The sequence below is a fragment of the Streptosporangium subroseum genome, from assembly GCF_900188345.1.
In the GTDB taxonomy this organism is placed as follows: domain Bacteria; phylum Actinomycetota; class Actinomycetes; order Streptosporangiales; family Streptosporangiaceae; genus Streptosporangium; species Streptosporangium subroseum.
The window spans coordinates 42139-61332 of sequence record NZ_FZOD01000059.1; the positions used below are offsets into that span (position 1 = coordinate 42139).

Sequence of the window (19194 nt, forward strand, 5' to 3'; positions counted from 1 at the left end):
TACGCCTTCCGGGTCACCCGGAAGGCGGTGGATGGGGGGATGCCGTCACGCCAGAAGGGACGCGCCCCAGAACGATCCCGGGCTCACCCCGCCGGGACAGGCGAAGACGCCCGATCCGACGTGCTGGATGTATTCGTTGAGCGTGTCCTTGGCCGCCAGGGCCCGCTGGATCGGGATGAAACCCTTCTCCAGATCACGCTGGTAGGCGAGGAAGAACAGGCCCGCGTCCAGCCGTCCCAGGCCGTCGCTGCCGTCGGTGAAGGAGTAGCCCCGGCGCAGGATCGTCGCCCCGGACAGGGAGTCCGGGTGCGCCAGCCGTACGTGGGAGTCGATCGGGAGCTTGTCCAGGACCACGGGATCGTGCTCGCGGGTGCCTCCGTAGGGGGCGCCCTCGCGCTTGGTGCGGCCGAAGATGTCCTCCTGCTCCTTCAGCGAGGTGCGGTCCCAGGTCTCGATGTGCATCCGGATCCGCCGGGCGACCAGATAGGAGCCGCCGCGCATCCACTCGGGGCCCTCGTCCCCGACCCAGACGTGGGTGTCCAGTTTCTTCTCGTCGGTCGCCGCGATGTTGTCGGTGCCGTCCTTGAAGCCCATGAGGTTGCGCGGGGTCTGCGCGTCCGGCGTGGTCGACGACGTCTTGCCGAAACCGAGCTGGGACCACCGGATCGACGCCACGCCGAAGCCCATGCGCACCAGGTTCCGGATGGCGTGCACCGCGACCTGGGGGTCGTCCGCACACGCCTGGACGCAGATGTCCCCGCCGCTGCGGGCCGGGTCGAGCTTGTCCGCGGGAAAGTGCGGCAACTCCTTGAGCCCGTCCGGCTTGGGCAGCTTCAGCTTGTCGAAGAACGAGGGGCCGAACCCGACCGTCAGCGTGAGCCGCGAGGCGGGCAGCCCGATGGCCTCGCCCGTGTCGTCCGGCGGGGCCAGCTCTGCCCCGGTCGCCCCGCCGCCGACCTCTTTCGCCTCGGTCATCTGGGCGGCCGCCGCCGCCCAGGCCTTCAGCATCGTCGCCACGTCCTCCTTGGAGTCCGTGCTCAGGTCGAAGGCGGCGAAGTGAAGCCGGTCCTGGACCGGGGTGGCGATCCCGGCCTGGTGGGAACCGTGGAACGCGATCGACTGGCCGGAGTCGGCGGCCAGGACCGATCTCGGCTCCTGCTCCGTCTGCCGGAGCAGGCCGGCGCCGGCGGCCACGACGGCTCCGCCGCCCACGGCGAGGCCCGCTCCGGTCAGGAGCCTGCGTCGACTGAGATCGGTCATCTCTCCCCCTTTGGGAAATCGGTCATCTCTTCCGCCCTGGAAAAAGATCAGTCTGCGGAAACCGCGACGAGACCGGAGAGCGGCTCGGCGAGGGCGTTGACCGCGTCGGAGCGTTCCTTGACCCGGTCCCTGGGCGGCTTGGCGCAGGAGACGAGGACACCGCAGGTGGCGATGGCACGGAAGGCTGCGGGCATGGAGGCTCCTGCATAGTCAGTTAGGCGTCCCTAACTTAGCTTTCCCTAACCTTGTATAGCCAATCGGACCCCCCTTCAGCCCGGCGTGATAGGCGCCGCCCTCATCGCCGGCTCTCATTTCCGCTTTCATTGCCGGCGCCTCGACGTCCGTTGCCCGATGCCCTCGGCGCGGGCCCGCGCGGAACGACGGGCCCGGCGCGGCCGGTCCCGCGAAACGGCGAAAGCCCCCGGCGGCGCCCCGTTGGAGCGGCGACGTCGAGACCCCGAGGGAACGGCGAAGGCCCCCGGATCATGGATTCCCGGGGGCCTTCGCCGTAAGGACTCTCGATTCTCCGTCGAGACGACGGACGCTCAGTCGAGGTAGTCGCGGAGCACCTGAGCTCTGGTCGGATGACGGAGTTTGGCCAGGGTCTTGGACTCGATCTGCCGGATGCGCTCCCGGGTCACCCCGAACTCCCGGCCGACCTCCTCCAGCGTCCGGGGGTGGCCGTCGGCGAGACCGAAGCGCAACTGGATGATGCGCTGCTCACGCTCGGACAGCGTCGCGAGGATGTCGTCGAGCTGGTCCTGCAGCATGATGAAGGCCGCCGCCTCCATCGGGACGACCGCGTCCGCGTCCTCGATGAAGTCACCGAGGTCGGAGTCCTCCTCGCCGATCGGCGACTGCAGCGAGACCGGCTCCTGGGCGATGCGCTGGATCTCGATCACCCGATCGATCGGGAGATCCATCTCCAACGCGATCTCCTCGGGCGCGGGCTCGCGACCGAGATCCTGGTGAAGCTGACGCTGGACCCGGACCAGCTTGTTGATCGTCTCGACCATATGCACCGGAATGCGAATGGTGCGCGCCTGATCGGCGATGGCCCTGGTGATCGCCTGGCGAATCCACCATGTGGCATATGTGGAGAACTTGTAGCCCTTGGTGTAGTCGAATTTCTCGACCGCCCGGATGAGCCCAAGGTTGCCCTCCTGGATGAGATCCAGGAACAGCATGCCGCGTCCCACATATCTTTTGGCGATTGACACGACAAGCCGAAGATTGGCCTCAATCAGCCGCTGCTTGGCTCGCGTTCCCTGCCAGACGAGCTCTTTGAACTCCGGGAAGACCAACCGCGACACGACACTGGTCAGCTTGTCCTCGGCGAACAGCCCGGCTTCGATCGACTTGGCGAGCTCCACCTCCTCCTCGGCCGTGAGCAGTGGCACACGACCGATCTCCCGCAGGTAGATGCGGACCAGGTCGCTCGTCGGCGCCCGTTTTCCGACATCCTCCTCATCGGACCGGGTGGGCTCCTCGTCGCCCTGAGGCTCGAGGACCTCCACTCCGTGCTCGGCGAGCATGCGGACGACGCGTTCAAGCGCGTCGGACGGCAGCTCGGACTTGTCGAGCGCGGCGGCCACGTCATCAACCGTGACGCTTCCGCGCTCTCTTCCTTTCGTGACGAGGTCGGCCACCTGGTCTACCGATGGCGGCCCACTTGGCAGCACCGATGCACCCACGGGAGACAGTCTGCTGTATTAGTCCCCCTAAATGGCAGACCTATTTTTGTCACCGAAGGTAAGGCCGCGATCATTATCGGATCGAGACCTTATTAGGGTTTGATCGAATCGACCCGCGGACATTAAAGCTAATTACGACATCAGCTTGAGGCGATGCGTTCCTTCAGTAACCGTCGCTGCTGCTCCAGCGCGACCAGTTCGCCGAACAGCCGGTTGTACTCCTGCTGCTCCTCGACCGGGTTGGTCCGCTGCATGCGTGACTTCAGCTGCTCGATCACCCGGGCCACCGAGACGAGCTCCAGGGCCGCCAGCAGGTCCGAGGCATAGCGCTCCTCGTTCGCCAGGTCCGCCCGGAGCTCCTCCACCGCGAACCGGGTGACCACCCCGCGCAGGGAGTCGCTGACCTCGGCGAGCAGCCGGTCCACCCACTCACGCCCGCCCTGGCCGGCCGCCGCCATACCGCCCGCGTCCACGATCAGCTTGTACAGCGCCGCGTGTTCGGCGAGCGTGAACGACTCCGGGCCGAGCGCCTCGAAGCCGGGACCGAGCAGCACCGGACGCTGCACGGCCAGCTTCAGCACCTCGGCCTCGGTCCGCACACCGGGGTCGGTGAGGTCGGCGACCTTACGCGGCGCGGCGCGGCGCTGTGCCTGTGGTCCCGCGCCGCGCTGTGCCTGCGGCTGGGCCACGGCGGAGATCTCGGCGATCCGATCCATCACGAACCGCTCGTTGTTGAAGCCCAGCCAGCGGTCGAGGTCGACCCCGTACAGCTGGCGGAGGGACCGGTCCTTGATCCCGGCCACGATCGGCGCGGCGGCGTCCAGCGCGGACAGCCGGCCCTCGTTGGTGCTCACGTCGTAGCGGGAGATCACGCTGCGGATCGCGAACGCGAACAGCGGCTCCCTGCTGGCGATCAGATCGCGCACGGCCGCCTCGCCGTGCTTGATGCGCAGATCGCACGGGTCGAGCCCGTCCGGCTGCACGGCCACGAAGGTCTGGGTGACGAACTTCTGCTCGTCGGCGAAGGCCCGCAGCGCCGCCTTCTGCCCGGCCGCGTCGCCGTCGAACGTGAAGACCACCTCGCCGTGCGACCCCGACTGGTCCAGCAGCAGTCGTCGCAGTACTTTGATGTGCTCCTCGCCGAACGCGGTGCCGCAGGTGGCCACCGCCGTCGGCACGCCCGCCAGATGGCAGGCCATCACGTCGGTGTAGCCCTCGACGATCACGGCCTGGGAGCGCTTGGAGATCTCCCGCTTGGCCAGGTCGACGCCGTAGAGGACCTCGCTCTTCTTGTAGAGCGGGCTCTCCGGGGTGTTCAGGTATTTGGGGCCGTCCTCGGCCTCGTTCAGCTTCCGCGCGCCGAAACCGATCACGTCACCGGTGATGTCGCGGATCGGCCAGACCAGCCGTCCCCGGAACCGGTCGATCGGACCGCGCCGTCCGTCCTTGGCGAGCCCGCCCTTGATCAGCTCGGCCGAGGTGAACCCCCGGCCCATCAGGTGCCGCGAGAGCGCCTCCCACTCGGCGGGTGCGTAACCCACCCCGAAGTGCTCGGCGTCGACCCGCTCGAATCCGCGCTCAGACAGGAACTTGCGCCCGATCGCGGCGTCGGGGCCGGCCAGCTTCGAGACGTAGAACTCCGCCGCCGCCTTGTGCGCCTCGATGAGGCGGCTGCGCTCGCCCTGCTCCCGCCCGGGGACGTAACCACCCTGCTCGTAGCGGAGCTGGATGCCCGCCCGGTTGGCCAGCTGTTCCACGGCCTCGCCGAACGACAGGTGCTCCAGGCGCCTGACGAAGGTGATGACGTCGCCGCCCTCCGCGCACCCGAAGCAGTACCAGTAACCCCGGGTGGGGGTGACGTTGAACGATGGACTCTTCTCGTCATGGAAGGGACACAGCCCCTTCAGGTTTCCGCCGCCCGCGTTGCGGAGCTGGATGTGCTCACCCACGATGTCCGCGATCGGCGAGCGCTCCCGCACGAGCGCGATGTCCTCGTCACTGATCCGGCCTGCCACGCCGTGAGTCTAGTCCGGCATCCCGACAACTCGGAGCCCCCGGCGGACGCGGGACCGGGCACGAATGCGGACCTGGAGGGTACGGGGACGTGGACGCGGAGGACACACAAGGGGGCGACTTTCCCGAAGCGGTCATAACCAATCAGGAGGTCGGTTACAAAGGTAAAGGCGGATTCTCGATAATGTTACGCGGGTGGAGATCATGCGATCGGGGCATATAGCACGATTGACCGCCGTGACCAGCGCGGTTCTCGTAACGGGAGCCTGCGCGTCACCGGGCGGGGTGGCCGGCATCAGCACGCTGCCTCCCACCCCCGCGGCGGACAGGGTCATCTCGGCGCAGACGGACGAGGTCGTCGCGACGATTCCGGAGGCGACGCCGACGGCGACACCGATTCCTCAGACGGCGGTGGACCGGCCCAAGCCCGACGCCCCGGTGCAGGTCCCGCCTCCGAAGCTTTCCGAGTACGCCTACGTCTTCCCCGTGAAGGGCTGCCGGGTGACCTACGAGAGCGCGTTGCTGGTGCTGCCCAAGACCACGATCTGGGCCGGGCAGGGATGTTCCTTCGTCTCCCCCGTGAGCGGCGTGGTCTACGAGGTCAACACCCAGAACCGGTGGACGCCCTCCACCGACCGCGGGGCGGACCGCGAGGGCCGGTTCGTCACGGTCATCGGCGACGACGGCGTGCGCTACCTGGGCGGCCACCTGGACAAGGTCGCTCTGGGAATCAAGCCCGGGGTCCGGGTCAGCGCGGGTCAGGTCCTCGGCCAGGTCGGCAACTCCGGCAACGCCCGCTCCACCGCCAGCAACCTCTATTTCGCGATCTCCTGGAAGACCGACCCCTCGCTCTGGTGGGTACGGCGCGGCATGGTCAAGCCGTGGGACTACCTGGACGCCTGGCTGAAGGGCAACGCCACGCTGTCCCCCAAGGACGAGGTGCGGGCCGTGATGAACCGGACGGGAGCCACGCCCGGCTGCACGACCCTGTGCGCGTCCAAGACCCCGCCCCCCAGCAAGCCGACGAAGAGGCCGCCGAAGCCCATTCCCCAGGTCACGCTGAACCCCCCGACCACGCTGAACGGCTAGGGCCGGGCGCCCTCCGGAACACCGGACGGGCTCAAGAGGGCCGGGCGCCGTCGGAACACCGCCCGGCTCAAGTCTGCATGGCCTGGATGCCGGACACCGACATGATCGGAGCTCTGAACGGCTGAGGCCGGGCGTCACCCTCAGGCCGGCATGATCGGAACGTCCTGGCAACCGCGGAGCCGGGCGTCACCGGAACCCCGGACGGCTGGGAATCGGGGAGGTCCGGGGCCTCAGCGTCCGGAGAGGTGCCGGTGCCAGGTGACCGCCGAGGTGTCGGTGAGCGAGGCGATCTGGTCGACGACCACGCGGAGCCGTCCGGCGTCCGTGGTGGCCTTGGTGAAGAAGGGCCTGAGCGCGGGCTCCAGGGTGCCCGGCGCGCCCAGCATGATCAGGTGTGCCAGGTCGTGGATGAGCTCGCGCTGCTTGACCCGGTTGGCGTTGTGCGCGTCCCTGGTTATCACGTAGTGGACGGTGAGCCCCTTCAGCACCGCGCACTCCAGCCGGGTGGTCCTGGGCACGATCAGGTCGGCGCTGTGGCGGCCCACGGTGGGCCCGTACACCTCCTGGGTGGCGACCTGCGCGGACCTGCAGAGGTGGCCGATGAGCGCGCTGGTGAGGCCCTTGATCGCGGCGAGGTCGGCGAGGGAGGCGTCGAAGTGGCGGGGCCAGAGCGGCTGGGCGACGAGGCGGCCGAAGATCTCCTCCAGCTCGCCGGGATCGGCGTCGTCGACGTACCAGGCCCGGGTGGTCTCGCAGACCTCCCGGCGCTCCGCCGGGTCGCGCAGCATCTCCAGCACGACGTCGCCGGAGTGGAGCGCGTCCTCGAGGTCGTGCACCGAGTAGGCGACGTCGTCGGCCCAGTCCATGATCTGGGCCTCGAAGCTGACCCGCCCGGCGGGCGCGCCCTCCCTGATCCAGTCGAAGACCGCCATGTCGTCGTCGTAGGCGCAGTATTTGGAGCTCGTCTCGCGGGTCCACGGATATTTGACCGCGGCGTCCAGGGAGGCGCGGGTGAGGTTGAGCCCGGCGCTGCGGCCGTCCTCGGTGACGACCTTGGCCTCCAGCCGGGTCAGCAGGCGCAGGCTCTGCGCGTTGCCCTCGAACCCGCCGCATCCGGCGGCGAGCTCGTTGAGCGCGGTCTCCCCGTTGTGGCCGAACGGCGGATGCCCGAGATCGTGAGCCAGGCAGGCGGTCTCCACCAGGTCGGGGTCCAGGCCGAGCGTCTCGCCCATCTCCCGGCCGATCTGCGCGCACTCCAGGGAGTGGGTCAGACGGGTGCGGGGCATGTGCTGCCCGCTGCCGAGGGTCTCCCCCGGACCGACCACCTGGGTCTTGGCCGCGAGCCGGCGCAGTCCCGCGCTGTGCAGCACTCGCGCCCGGTCTCGTTCGAACGGGCGTCTCTCAGGGTTGCCGGGCGGTTCCGGCACCCACCTGGCTTGGTCGTGCTCGTCGTAACCATGCATAAGTGCTGTGATTTTATCCGGGAAAGAGTCAGTCCACGCCGAACGGCGAGGAAACACCTGGTGACCAGGCCTATGTCCCACCTGGGGCGGGGCCGTGGAGGCCTTCGCGATCCGCGAGACCGCGGATCGCGAAGGGCCGCCGTCAGCGGGTGTCGGAGCCGGCACCGATCAGGGCCGCGCGGCCGGCCTCCAACCGGGCGACCGGAATGCGGAACGGCGAGCAGGACACGTAGTCGAGACCTGCCTGGTGACAGAAGTGGATGGAGTCGGGGTCGCCACCGTGCTCACCGCAGATGCCGAGCTTGAGATCGGGGCGGGTCCTGCGGCCCTCCTCCACGGCGAGCAGGACGAGCCTGCCGACCCCGTCGCGGTCCAGGGTCTCGAACGGGGAGACGCCGAAAACCCCCAGCTCCAGATATTTGGAGAAGAAGGCGGCTTCGACATCGTCACGCGAGAAGCCCCAGGTCATCTGGGTCAGGTCGTTGGTGCCGAAGGAGAAGAACTGGGCGGCCTCGGCGATCTGCCCGGCGGTCAGCGCCGCGCGCGGCACCTCGATCATCGTGCCGATCAGCGCCTCGACGCCGACCTCGGCAAGGATCTCCTGCGCCTCGTCCCTGACGTGCTCCAGCTCCTGGACCGCGCCGACGAGCGGGATCATGACCTCCGCCCGGGCGCCCGGGACGGCCTTGGCCGCCTCGGCGATCGCCCGGACCTGCATGGCGAACAGGCCGGGGATGACCAGCCCGAGCCGTACGCCACGGAGGCCCAGCATGGGGTTCTGCTCGTGCAGCCGCTTGACCGCGGCGAGCAGCTTGCGGTCCTTCTCGTCGGCCCGGTCACCCGCGAGAGCGACCTTCACCGACAGCTCGGTGTAGTCAGGCAAAAACTCATGCAACGGCGGGTCGATCAGGCGAATCGTGACGGGCAGGCCTTCCATCTCCTGGAAGATCTCGGTGAAGTCCGACTCCTGCAGCGGCTTCAGTGCGGCCAGCGCCTGCTCACGCTCCTCGGAGGAGGTGGCCAGGACCAGGTCCTCGACCAGCCGGCGGCGGTCGCCGAGGAACATGTGCTCCGTACGGCAGAGCCCGACGCCCTGGGCGCCGAACCGGCGGGCCCGGGCGGAGTCCTCGGCGTTGTCGGCGTTCGCCCGCACCTCCAGCCTCCGGGACGCGTCGGCGTGGGACATGATGCGGTGCACGGCCTGGACGAGCTCGTCCTCGTCGCCGAGTTCACCCGAGCCTTCGAAGTACTCCATGACCGGGGAGGCGACCACGGGCACCTCCCCGAGATAAACGGCGCCGTTGGTGCCGTCGATGGAGATGACGTCCCCCTCGGAGACCACGACGCCTCCGGGCGCGGTGAACCTGCGCTCCGTGACCGAGACCTCCAGCTCCTCTGCCCCGCAGACGCAGGTCTTGCCCATGCCCCTGGCGACCACGGCCGCGTGCGAGGTCTTGCCTCCGCGGCTGGTCAGGACCCCCTGGGCGGCGATCATTCCGGCCAGGTCGTCAGGGGTGGTCTCGCGGCTGACCAGGATGACGGACTCGCCCCGGGCGGCGAGCTCGACGGCCCTGTCCGTGGAGAAGACAGCCTTGCCGACGGCGGCGCCCGGCGAGGCGTTCATCCCCTTGGTGATCACCTTGCTCTCCGCGTCCTTGGCGAACCGGGGGAACATGAGCTGGGCGAGCTGGGCGCCGGTGACCCTGGTCATGGCCTCGTCGATGTCGATCATGCCCTGGTCCACCAGCTGTACGGCGATGCGGAACGCGGCGCCCGGGGTCCGCTTGCCCACGCGGGTCTGGAGCATCCAGAGCTTGCCGCGCTCGACCGTGAACTCGATGTCGCACAGGTCGCGGTAGTGGTTCTCCAGCTTGTCCATGATCTTCATGAGCTCGTCGTAGACGGGCTTGTCGATGCCCTCCAGGTCCTGCAGGGAGATGGTGTTGCGGATGCCCGCGACCACGTCCTCGCCCTGGGCGTTCTGCAGGTAGTCGCCGTACACGCCCTGGTGACCGGTGCCGGGGTCCCGGGTGAAGGCCACGCCGGTGCCGGAGTCCATGCCCCAGTTGCCGAAGACCATCGAGCAGATGTTGACCGCCGTGCCCAGATCGGTCGGAATGCGCTCCTGGCGGCGGTAGATGACGGCACGCGGGGCGTTCCAGGACTCGAAGACGGCCTTCGTCGCCATGCTCATCTGCCGGTACGGGTCGGCGGGGAAATCCTCGCCGGTCTGGTCCTTGACGATGCCCTTGTAGGTCGTCACCAGACGCTGGAAGTCGGCCGCGTCCAGCTCCAGGTCGTCGCGCCCGCCCTTGAGCTCCTCGAGAGCCCCGTCGAACAGCTCGCCGTCGATGCCCTGGACCGTCTTGCCGAACATCTGGATGAGACGCCGGTAGGAGTCCCAGGCGAAGCGCTCGTTGCCGCCTGCCTGCTTGGCCAGGCCGTGCACCGACTCGTCGTTCAGCCCGATGTTGAGAACCGTGTCCATCATGCCCGGCATCGAGAACTTGGCCCCGGATCGCACGCTCACCAGCAACGGGTCGTCGGCCTGCCCCAGGCGACGGCCCATCCGGCTCTCCAGCGCGTCCAGGTGCTCGGTGATCTCCTCTTCCAGGCCTTCCGGGAGGGCTTCCTCCTCCAGGAACCTGCGACACGCCTCACTGGTGATCGTGAAGCCAGGAGGAACCGGCAGTCCGAGATTGGTCATCTCCGCCAGGTTGGCCCCCTTACCGCCGAGCAGATCCTTGAGATCTTTGTTGCCCTCGGTGAAGTCGTAAACGTACTTGGGCACGGTTGCTCCTTCTTCGACTTCAAACGGCGTTTGGTTCCGCCTCCCTTCGGACTCTACCGACGGAAGACCCGATGAAACGTCACTCGATAGACAACACAACGTTTATCCAGGTCATACCCCATAGAGCGGTCTAATCCAATTCACTTCAGAACAAAATCAATCGCCATATCGCCCACCCCAAGAATTGGTATAAACCAATTGGTGTAAACCAATTTTCTCAGCATTCAAACACGTTCACGGAAGCTTCAGGATCTGTGGTAGAAGATCGCGACCAACCGCGCGATCACCCCCATCCGATGAAGGTGACTCTCCCTTACACGGGCCGCGTCCCGGGCTGTTTCTTGATCCGTTGGGATCGGCCATCTCGGGCCCGGTCAATCCCGACGGATCAGGAAACCCGGGCCGGGAAGGGCCCCACATACAGATACGGCTCCCGCCTGTGTGGCGGAAGCCGTATCGGAAGAGCGGACCGTGAAGATCAGTCGTTGAGGTGCTGGCGGAGGTAGGACTCGACCTGGTCGAGGGCCACGCGCTCCTGGGCCATGGAGTCACGCTCGCGGATGGTCACCGCGTGATCCTCAAGGGTGTCGAAGTCGACGGTGATGCAGAACGGCGTGCCGATCTCGTCCTGGCGACGGTAACGGCGGCCGATCGCGCCCGCGTCGTCGAACTCGACGTTCCAGCGGCGGCGGAGCTGGGCGGCCAGGTCCTTGGCCTTGGGCGACAGGTCCGCGTTACGCGACAGCGGAAGCACCGCGACCTTGACCGGCGCGAGGCGGTGGTCGAGGCGCATGACCGTGCGCTTCTCCATGACGCCCTTGGCGTTGGGCGCCTCGTCCTCGGTGTAGGCGTCCATCATGAAGGTGAGCGTGGCGCGGTCGACACCGGCCGCCGGCTCGATCACGTAGGGGACGTAACGCTCGCCGGTGTCCTGCTCGAAGAAGCTGAGGTCGGTGCCGGAGGCCTTGCCGTGCGCGGTCAGGTCGAAGTCGGTGCGGTTGGCGACGCCCTCAAGCTCGCCCCACTCGCCGCCGGTGAAGTTGAAGCGGTATTCGATGTCGACGGTCCGCTTGGCGTAGTGGGCCAGCTTCTCCTGCGGGTGCTCGTAGATGCGCAGGTTGTCCTTGTTGATGCCCAGGTCGGTGTACCAGCGGAAGCGCTCGTCGATCCAGTACTGGTGCCACTCCTCGTCGCTGCCCGGCTTGACGAAGAACTCCATCTCCATCTGCTCGAACTCGCGGGTGCGGAAGATGAAGTTGCCTGGAGTGATCTCGTTGCGGAACGACTTGCCGATCTGGCCGATGCCGAACGGGATCTTCTTCCGTGCCGACTGCTGCACGTTGAGGTAGTTGATGAAGATGCCCTGGGCGGTCTCCGGCCTCAGGTAGGCGAGGCCGGACTCGTCCTCGACCGCGCCCAGGTAGGTCTTCAGCAGACCGCTGAACTGCTTGGGCGAGGTGAAGGAGCCCTTGTTGCCGCAGTTGGGGCAGGTGATCTCGGCCAGGCCGCCCACCGGCGGCTTGCCGTGCTTCTCCTCGTAGGCCTCTTCGAGGTGGTCGGCGCGGTAGCGCTTGTGGCACGACTGGCACTCGGTCAACGGATCCGTGAAGGTCTCAACATGGCCGCTGGCCTGCCACACCTCACGGGCCAGGATCACAGAGGAGTCAAGGCCGACCACATCGTCACGGCCCTGCACCACGCTCTTCCACCACTGCCGCTTCACGTTGTTCTTGAGCTCCACGCCAAGCGGACCGTAGTCCCACGACGCGCGCAGGCCGCCGTAGATCTCGCTTGAGGGATACACAAGCCCGCGTCTCTTGGAGAGGCTGACGATGGTGTCCATGATGTCCGTACGGCGTGCCATAAGGGAAAATCTCCATCCGGCTGGAGGTCGGCGAGGAAGTGATTGGGTCTCCAGCTTAGGGGAGCCGGACCCCCAGGACATGCGCTTAAACCATGACCCCCACCTCACTTTCCTTGTCCGGCGGGACGCATAAGGGACGTCAGGGTCTATCGACGTCCTCGAAGGCGCTCGGCTCGTTGATCATCAACGTCATCAGCGGATACATCGACATCCGCGCCGCGCCCAGTGCCCGCCGGTAGAACCCGGCGCCCTCCCACTCGCTGACGAGCGCCCACAGCTCCGGCTCGTCCACCGACCTGGACACCCGGCCACGCACGTATCCGGGCTGCCCGGCCAGGGTGTCGACGATGTCGTGGGCCTGAGTCAGAAACTCCTCGGTCTGGCCGGACGGCACCGAGTAACGGATGAGAGCAAGCATTCGCCCAGCATGCCAGAGCCCTGTCCCCTCCCCGCCCCGGCCCTTCCACCGGCTGCCTACTGCCTACTCGGCCTGTCTCGGCCTGCTGCCCGCTGCCCGCTCTGTTCGCCCTGACCCGCGCTGCTCGCCGTCCACCGCCTGCCCTGCCCTACCGTCTGCCACCACCTGCCTCCGCCTTACCCTCCGCACCATCTGTGACCCGGTCCGCCCTCCAGCGTCTGCCGCTCCGGGCTTGGCGGCGTTAGGCTCGGGCTGTGGCCGACAAGCGCAGTGAACGCCCCGCACATCCTCTGTCCCAGCGCCGTCTTCAGCAGGCCAAGCGCCCGCTGCCGCCGGGCGAGCAGTTCTTCACGCCTGGCGCGACGGGCCTGCGGCGGAAGGTCGAGCTGCGCAGCGCGGCCCCGCTCGTCTTCCTCTTCCAGCTGCCCCGCTGGATCGCCCCCGTGCTGCTCGTCGTCCTTCTCCTGGTCGGCTTCGCGGTGCCGTCCTTCTGGGGCGGGGTCGCGGTGCTGCCGGTGCTCGGATTCGTCGGCTGGCTCGCCTATATGTCGTGGCCGTCGCTGGGAGCCGGGGGCCGCCTCCTGCGGGTGGCGCTGCTCACCTTCCTGATCCTGTTGATCGCCGACCGGCTCGGCGCTTTCTGAAGACCACGACGCTTTTTTGAGAGGCCACGACCTCTCGGGGCCGCGGCCTCTCAACGCTCAGCGCCACGGCCTTTGAGCGGCACGACCTCTCAACGCTCAGCGCCACAGCCTCTCGGTGCCACAGCCTCTCGGTGCCGCGACCTCTGAGCGCTCTCAGCGCCACGGCCCCTGGACGCTCTCGGCGCCACGACCTCTGAGCGGTACGGCCGGACGCCGTACCGCTCAGCCGGAGCGACCGGCCAGGACGAGGGTGTGCCCTGGCCGGGCCCCGGACGGCCTGGTGGCCGGTCGGCTAGCTGGAGGGCGGCAGCATCGTGTAGCCGGGGAAGTTGCCCGGCAGACGCTCCGTGTCGGGCCCCTGGGTGACGGCCCTGACAAGCAGCTCGCCACCCACGAACGCGCCCCGCCACGACGCGCCGAGACCGCCGAACAGCTCTTCGCGGTCGCCGCGCGAGCGCGGCGCGTTGACGCCCACCTTGAACGCCCGCACCTCGGAGGCCAGCCGTCTGGCCGTCTCCTCCTCGTCGCAGGAGATCGTGGCGACCAGCGCTCCGTTGCTGGCGTTCATCGCGGCCAGCAGCTCGGCCTCGGTGTCGACGAGCACGATGGTGTCGACCGGCCCGAACGGCTCGGCGTGGAACAGCGGCGACGAGCGGGGCGGGGTGAGGATGGCGACGGGTGCGAGGTAGGCGGAGGTGTCCTGGCCGGGAAGGAAGCGGCCGTCGTCGAGGGACCCCCGGTACAGGGGAACCCCGCCCTTGGCCACCGCCTCGTCGATCTGGTCGGCGAGCTCCTTGACCTTCGCGTTGGTGATCAGCGGGCCGAAGTCGAGGTCCGGCAGCGGATCGTCGGGGGCCTCCACGGCCAGCGGGTGACCGAACCGCACGGAGTTGATCGCCGGCAGGTAGGCGGCCAGGAACTCGTGGAACAGCGAACGCTGGACCACGAAGCGCGGGTAGGCCGTGCAGCGCTGCTTGGCATAGTCGAAGCTCTTGCGGATCTGCCCGGTCAGCAGCTCCCAGTTGCCGTACTCCCACACCCCCCAGCAGTTGAGCCCCTCCTGTTCGAGGACGTGCCGGTGCCCGAGATCGGCGAGCGAGGTGGCCACCTGCCCGCCGGCGTCGCGCCCGCCGACGAAGGAGACACAGCCCAGCTCCTTGCCGCGCACCAGCGCCGGGGAGAGCTCGGCCCCTCCCCCGCTGACCAGGGTGATCGGCAGTCCCTCCCTGGCGGCCAGGGCGCAGGCGAGGGTGAGGCAGGCCAGGCCGCCGTCCGTGGGCGCCTTGGCGATGACCGCGTTGCCCGCGAGGACCTGCACGAGCATGGCGTGCATCAGCACGCTCATCGGGTAGTTCCAGCTGGCGATGTTGCTGACCGGCCCGTGCAGGGGGGTCCGGCCCGCGACCATCCGGTCGATCTCGGCCACGTACCAGTGCACCCCCTCGATGCACCGGTCGACGTCGGCGGTCGCCAGCTTCCACGGCTTGCCGATCTCCCACACCAGCAGCAGGGCCAGCAGGTCGCGGTGGGCGGTCATCGCCTCCAGCGCCGCCGTGACCCGCGCCTTGCGCTCGGCGAGCGGCGTGTGCCGCCACAGGCGGTGCTCGTCGAGGCTCGCCTGCACCGCTCGGGAGGCCACGGCCCTGTCGAGCCGGGGCGGCCCGGCGATGGCGGTTCCGTCGACCGGCGAGACGCCGGGCGACGGACGGCCGTCGCGCTGCCAGAACCCGCCCCAGTGGTTGAGGACCCGATCGTCGTGGAACGCCTCGGGCACCGCCGACACGCACCGGTCGTAGGCGTCGGACCAGGCCGTGCCGGGCTTGAGCATGAACGACATGGGTTCCTCTTCTCAGTCGGACCAGTCGATGGCCAGGGCGAGCTCCTGCTCGGGCAGCGGCTCGAATTCCTTGATCGTGTTGAGAGAGGCGCCCATGGCCGCGTTGGCTTCGCGCTCGACCATCACCTCGACCAGTACGGGGAGGCGTTCGCGCTCGGATTCCGCCGAGGCCCAGGCCAGCGCGTCACGAATGTCACCCGGCTGCTCGACACGCCGGGCCGGGCAGCCGAACGCCTCCATGAGTTTCACGTGGTCGACGCCGCCCTCCCCGTAGTGTAGGTCGACCGCGTAATTCATGTCGTAGGGCATCTCGGCCTGCCGGATCAGCCCCAGATACTCGTTGTTGATCATCACGATGACAAAGGGGATGCGGTACTGGGCGGCCACCGCGATCTCCTCCATCAGGAACTGGAAGGAGTAGTCGCCCGCGACGGCCACCACCTGGCGCTCGGGGAAGGCGCACTTGACCCCCATCGCGGCGGGCACCTCCCAGCCCAGCGGTCCCGCCTGCCCGCAGACCAGATAGCGCCGCGGCAGGTAGGTCTTCTGGAACTGTCCCGACCAGATCTGGTAGAGGCCGATCGCGGTGACAAACGTCGTGTCGGGGCCGAAGTAGTCGTTGATCTCACGGAAGACCCGCGGCGGCTTAATCGGCACGTCGTCGAAGTCGTCGCGCCGGAGCAGCGTCCGGCGCAGCTCGGTGACCCGCTCGGGCCACCGTCCGGGACCGCGCTCCTTGGTACGGCGACGCGCCTCCTGGCCCATGGCCGCCAGCGTGGGCCGGGCATGGCCGACCACCCCCAGGTCGGGCTCGAAGACCCTCCCGATCTGGGTGGGTTCGATATCGACGTGGATGAATTTGCGTCCCTTCCGGTAGGTCTCCAGGTCACCGGTGTGCCGGTCGCCGAACCGGGCGCCCACCGCCAGGACCAGGTCGCTCTCCAGCAGAGCCGCGTTGCCCCAGCGTGTCTGGGTCTGGATACCCGCCATGCCCGCGAAGAGGGGGTGGTCCTCGGGAAAGGATCCCTTGCCCATCAGCGTCACCTGGACGGGGATCTGCAGGTGCTCGGCCAGCGCGCGGAGCTCGGCGGCGGCATCGGCGATGACGACCCCTCCACCGGCCAGGATCAGCGGCCGTGACGCGCCCATGAGCATGTCGATCGCGGCCCTGACGGACGCCGGCTGGGGTTCGGGGACCTCCACGGAGAACGGGCTGTCGATCTCCCGGTCGTACAGGCAGGTGCCGCGCTGCACGTCGATCGGCAGGTCGATGAGGACGGGGCCCGGCCGTCCCGACCGCGCGATCCTAAAGGCCTCCCTGAACACCCAGGGCGCCTGGGCCGGCTCCTTGAGCTGGACCGCCCACTTGGTGACCGGCCTGGCGATCTCCACGATGTCGACCGCCTGGAACGACTCCTGGTGCAGCTTGGCCCGGGGCGCCTGTCCGGTGATGCAGATCATCGGGATCGAGTCGGCGAGCGCGGTGTAGAGACCGGTGATCATGTTGGTGCCGGCCGGGCCCGAGGTGCCGATGCAGACGCCGACGTTGCCCGTGACGCGTGCCCAGCCGTCGGCCGCGTGCGTGCCGCCCTCTTCGTGCCGGACGGTGATGTTCCGTATGTCGCTGTGTTGAAGTGCGGCGTAGAGAGGGAGGATGGCCGCGCCGGGAATGCCGAAGACGGTGTCGACGCCCTCGGACTCCAGGACGGCGACCACGGCCTCCATGCAGGGGATCCGCTTCACCGGTTGATCCTTTCAATCACCTTGAGCAGGGCGGAGTGGTCCAGCGATCCGTGCCCCTGGGCACGGGCGGCGGCGATGAGCTGGGCGACCAGGCCGGTGAGCGGGAGCGAGACGCCCGCCTCCCGTGCGGCGGCGATCGCGATGCCCATGTCCTTGTGGTGCAGGTCGATGCGGAATCCGGGGGTGAACTCCCGTTTGATCATGGATTGCCGTTTGAGGTCGAGGATCCGGGAGCCCGCCAGCCCGCCCGCCAGAACGTCGAGCCCGCTGTTCGGATCGACCCCCGAGGCCTCGAGCAGCACGATCGCCTCCGCGACCAGGCCGTAGATCCCTCCGACGACGAGCTGGTTGGCCGCCTTCACCGTCTGCCCGGCCCCCGAGGGCCCGACGTGCACGATCGTCGTGCCCACGACCCCCAGGATCGGGCGGACGGCCGTGAAGTCCTCGGGACGACCGCCGACCATGATCGAAAGGGTGCCGTCGACCGCGCCGCGCTCTCCGCCGCTCACCGGGGCGTCGAGGGCGGCGATCCCCTTGACGGCCGCGGCCTGCGCGACCCTGCGCGAGGTCTCCGGCTTCACGGTGCTCATGTCGAGGTGGATCAGCCCCGGCCTGCCACGCTGCAGCAGCCCGTCGTCGCCGAAGGCCACCTCCTCCACCTGGGGCGAGTCGGGCAACATGGTGATCACGACCTCCGCCTGCGCGATGGTCTCCGCCACGCTGCCCGCGGCCTTGCCCCCGGCCTCGGCGAGCGCGTCCATCCGGTCCGCGCTCATGTCGTAGCCGACGACGGTGTGCCCGGCCCTGACCAGGTTGGCGGCCATCGGGCTGCCCATGATCCCGAGACCGATGAATCCGATGTTCATCCGCGACTCACCATTCCTTCCACGCTCCGCACTCATCGGTCACTCACCGCTCTTCGCCTGCTCCGCGGACGGCTGTGCGTCCCGTGCGGCCCTGTCGTCCCGGGCGTCTCCGCCGTCCGCTCCGCTCGCCGGCCCGTCCGGCCTCCATCGGTCCGCCCACCCGAAGCTCTCCGCGCTCGGGCCGACGGGGCGGTATTCGAGCCCGATGGGCCCCCGGTACGCCGAGGCGTCCAGGCGCTCGAGGATCTGGTCGTACGGCATGGCGCCGGTGCCCGGCTGGCCCCGTCCGGGGTCGTCGGCGATCTGCACGTGGCCGAACCTGCCGGCGCTCGCGCCGATGAGGGCGAGCACGTCCTCGCCCATGCGATGGAGGTGGTAGAGATCGGCGAGGAAGGCCACGTTGGCGGCGCCCACCCGGTCGATCACCTCGAAGGCCGCGGCGGAGGACGTGATCGGGTAGGTGGGGCTCTCGTAGGAGTTGAGCGCCTCGACCACGACCGTGGCCCCGATCCGGTCCGCCGCCTCGGCCGCCCTCGACAGGTTGGACAGCGCCAGGTCGTGCTGGGCGTCCGGGGACAGCTCGGGCACGCCGTTGCCGTAGAGGGCGTTGAGCACCCGGCAGCCGAGCGCGCCGGCCAGGCCCACCGCGACGTCGATGTTGGCACGGAACCGCGCGGATCCGTCGGGCCTGGACAGCAGGCCGCGGTCGCCCGCCGCCATGTCTCCCGCGTCGAAGTTCAGGCCGACCAGGCGCACACCGGCGTCCTCGATCGAGCGCCGCAGGGCGTCGATCTCGCGGTCGGCCGGGCAGGGACGGTCGAAGGGCCACCAGAGCTCGACCGCGTCGAACCCCGCCTTGGCCGCGGCGGCGGGCCGCTCCAGGAGCGGCAGCTCCGTGAAGAGGATGGAGAGGTTGACGTCGAACTTCACGGCGCCTCCCCGGACGCCACGGCCGCCAGGGAAGCCTTACCGGCATCTGCGCCCGCTCCGGTTTCGGCTCCGGTGCCTGCTCCGGTTTCGGCTTCGATGCCGAGCTGGGCCAGCGCCGAGCGCATGAGGCGGGCGGTCTCGCTCGGGGTTCTGCCGACGCGGACGCCGACCTTCTCCAGGGCCTCCTTCTTGCCCTGCGCGGTGCCGGCCGAGCCGGACACGATCGCGCCCGCGTGACCCATGGTCTTGCCCTCGGGGGCGGTGAAGCCCGCGACGTAGGCGACGACCGGCTTGGTCACGTGCTGCTCGATGTAGGCGGCGGCACGCTCCTCGGCGTCTCCGCCGATCTCCCCGATCATCACGATCGCGTCGGTGCCCGGGTCGTCCTGGAAGGCCTGCAGGGCATCGATGTGGGTAGTGCCGATGACCGGGTCGCCGCCGATGCCGACCGCGGTGGAGAACCCGATGTCGCGCAGCTCGTACATGAGCTGGTAGGTCAGCGTGCCCGACTTCGACACCAGGCCGATCCGGCCGGCGCTGGTGATGTCGGCCGGGATGATGCCCGCGTTGGAGGCACCGGGA

14 protein-coding genes and 1 pseudogene are annotated in these 19194 nt (G+C 68.7%); 2 read left to right on the forward strand and 13 right to left on the reverse strand.

What is annotated here, in order from left to right; translation table 11 throughout:
• Positions 1-45 precede the first annotated feature (45 nt).
• The 4 genes from efeB to dnaG all read right to left on the reverse strand — a co-directional run bounded on the left by efeB (position 46) and on the right by dnaG (position 4969).
• On the reverse strand, positions 46-1260 hold the full coding sequence (efeB, locus tag CHC08_RS37450; RefSeq protein WP_089212126.1) for an iron uptake transporter deferrochelatase/peroxidase subunit: 1215 nt from the start codon (positions 1258-1260) through the stop codon (positions 46-48).
• Positions 1261-1307: 47 nt separating this feature from the next.
• Positions 1308-1454, reverse strand: a complete 147-nt coding sequence (locus CHC08_RS50010) for a hypothetical protein (RefSeq protein ID WP_179282435.1) — start codon at positions 1452-1454, stop codon at positions 1308-1310.
• Between the two features lie 351 nt (positions 1455-1805).
• On the reverse strand, positions 1806-2942 hold the full coding sequence (rpoD, locus tag CHC08_RS37455) for an RNA polymerase sigma factor RpoD (protein WP_089212127.1): 1137 nt from the start codon (positions 2940-2942) through the stop codon (positions 1806-1808).
• A 152-nt stretch (positions 2943-3094) separates the two neighbouring features.
• Positions 3095-4969, reverse strand: a complete 1875-nt coding sequence (gene dnaG, locus CHC08_RS37460; protein ID WP_089212128.1) for a DNA primase — start codon at positions 4967-4969, stop codon at positions 3095-3097.
• A 235-nt stretch (positions 4970-5204) separates the two neighbouring features.
• On the opposite strand from dnaG, the gene CHC08_RS37465 reads away from it, so the two are divergent.
• On the forward strand, positions 5205-6056 hold the full coding sequence (locus tag CHC08_RS37465; RefSeq protein ID WP_245878799.1) for a M23 family metallopeptidase: 852 nt from the start codon (positions 5205-5207) through the stop codon (positions 6054-6056).
• Between the two features lie 230 nt (positions 6057-6286).
• On the opposite strand, the gene CHC08_RS37470 is transcribed toward CHC08_RS37465, so the two are convergent.
• The 4 genes from CHC08_RS37470 to CHC08_RS37485 all read right to left on the reverse strand — a co-directional run bounded on the left by CHC08_RS37470 (position 6287) and on the right by CHC08_RS37485 (position 12592).
• A complete protein-coding gene (locus CHC08_RS37470) occupies positions 6287-7519 on the reverse strand; it encodes a deoxyguanosinetriphosphate triphosphohydrolase (RefSeq protein ID WP_089212129.1) in 1233 nt (410 codons plus the stop codon).
• 142 nt (positions 7520-7661) lie between these two features.
• Complete coding sequence (gene ppdK / locus CHC08_RS37475) at positions 7662-10310, reverse strand: pyruvate, phosphate dikinase (RefSeq protein ID WP_089212130.1); 2649 nt, start codon at positions 10308-10310, stop codon at positions 7662-7664.
• A 478-nt stretch (positions 10311-10788) separates the two neighbouring features.
• Complete coding sequence (locus CHC08_RS37480) at positions 10789-12174, reverse strand: glycine--tRNA ligase (RefSeq protein WP_179282436.1); 1386 nt, start codon at positions 12172-12174, stop codon at positions 10789-10791.
• Between the two features lie 139 nt (positions 12175-12313).
• Positions 12314-12592 (reverse strand): antibiotic biosynthesis monooxygenase family protein, encoded by a 279-nt coding sequence (locus CHC08_RS37485; protein WP_089212131.1) that lies wholly within the window; start codon positions 12590-12592, stop codon positions 12314-12316.
• Positions 12593-12846: 254 nt separating this feature from the next.
• Here CHC08_RS37485 and CHC08_RS37490 point away from each other — a divergent pair, with 254 nt between their 5' ends.
• Positions 12847-13236, forward strand: coding sequence for a DUF6703 family protein (locus CHC08_RS37490; RefSeq protein WP_089212132.1), 390 nt, complete (start codon positions 12847-12849; stop codon positions 13234-13236).
• 292 nt (positions 13237-13528) lie between these two features.
• Here CHC08_RS37490 and CHC08_RS37495 read toward each other — a convergent pair whose 3' ends face one another.
• The 5 genes and pseudogenes from CHC08_RS37495 to CHC08_RS37515 form a co-directional block, all read right to left on the reverse strand.
• Complete coding sequence (locus tag CHC08_RS37495; RefSeq protein ID WP_089212133.1) at positions 13529-15073, reverse strand: aldehyde dehydrogenase family protein; 1545 nt, start codon at positions 15071-15073, stop codon at positions 13529-13531.
• A gap of 12 nt (positions 15074-15085) precedes the next feature.
• Positions 15086-16816, reverse strand: coding sequence for a glyoxylate carboligase (gene gcl / locus CHC08_RS37500; protein ID WP_218825679.1), 1731 nt, complete (start codon positions 16814-16816; stop codon positions 15086-15088).
• Positions 16813-17682: a 2-hydroxy-3-oxopropionate reductase gene (locus CHC08_RS37505; RefSeq protein WP_089212134.1), complete on the reverse strand. Its 870-nt coding sequence runs from the start codon at positions 17680-17682 to the stop codon at positions 16813-16815. Before CHC08_RS37505 ends, gcl begins: the two co-directional genes overlap by 4 nt.
• A 39-nt stretch (positions 17683-17721) precedes the next feature.
• Entirely contained in the window at positions 17722-18612 is an 891-nt protein-coding gene (locus CHC08_RS37510) for a hydroxypyruvate isomerase family protein (RefSeq protein WP_089212135.1), read from the reverse strand.
• Positions 18609-19194 (reverse strand): annotated as a pseudogene (locus tag CHC08_RS37515) (hypothetical protein); the annotation flags it as partial. The gene CHC08_RS37510 and the pseudogene CHC08_RS37515, both read right to left, overlap by 4 nt.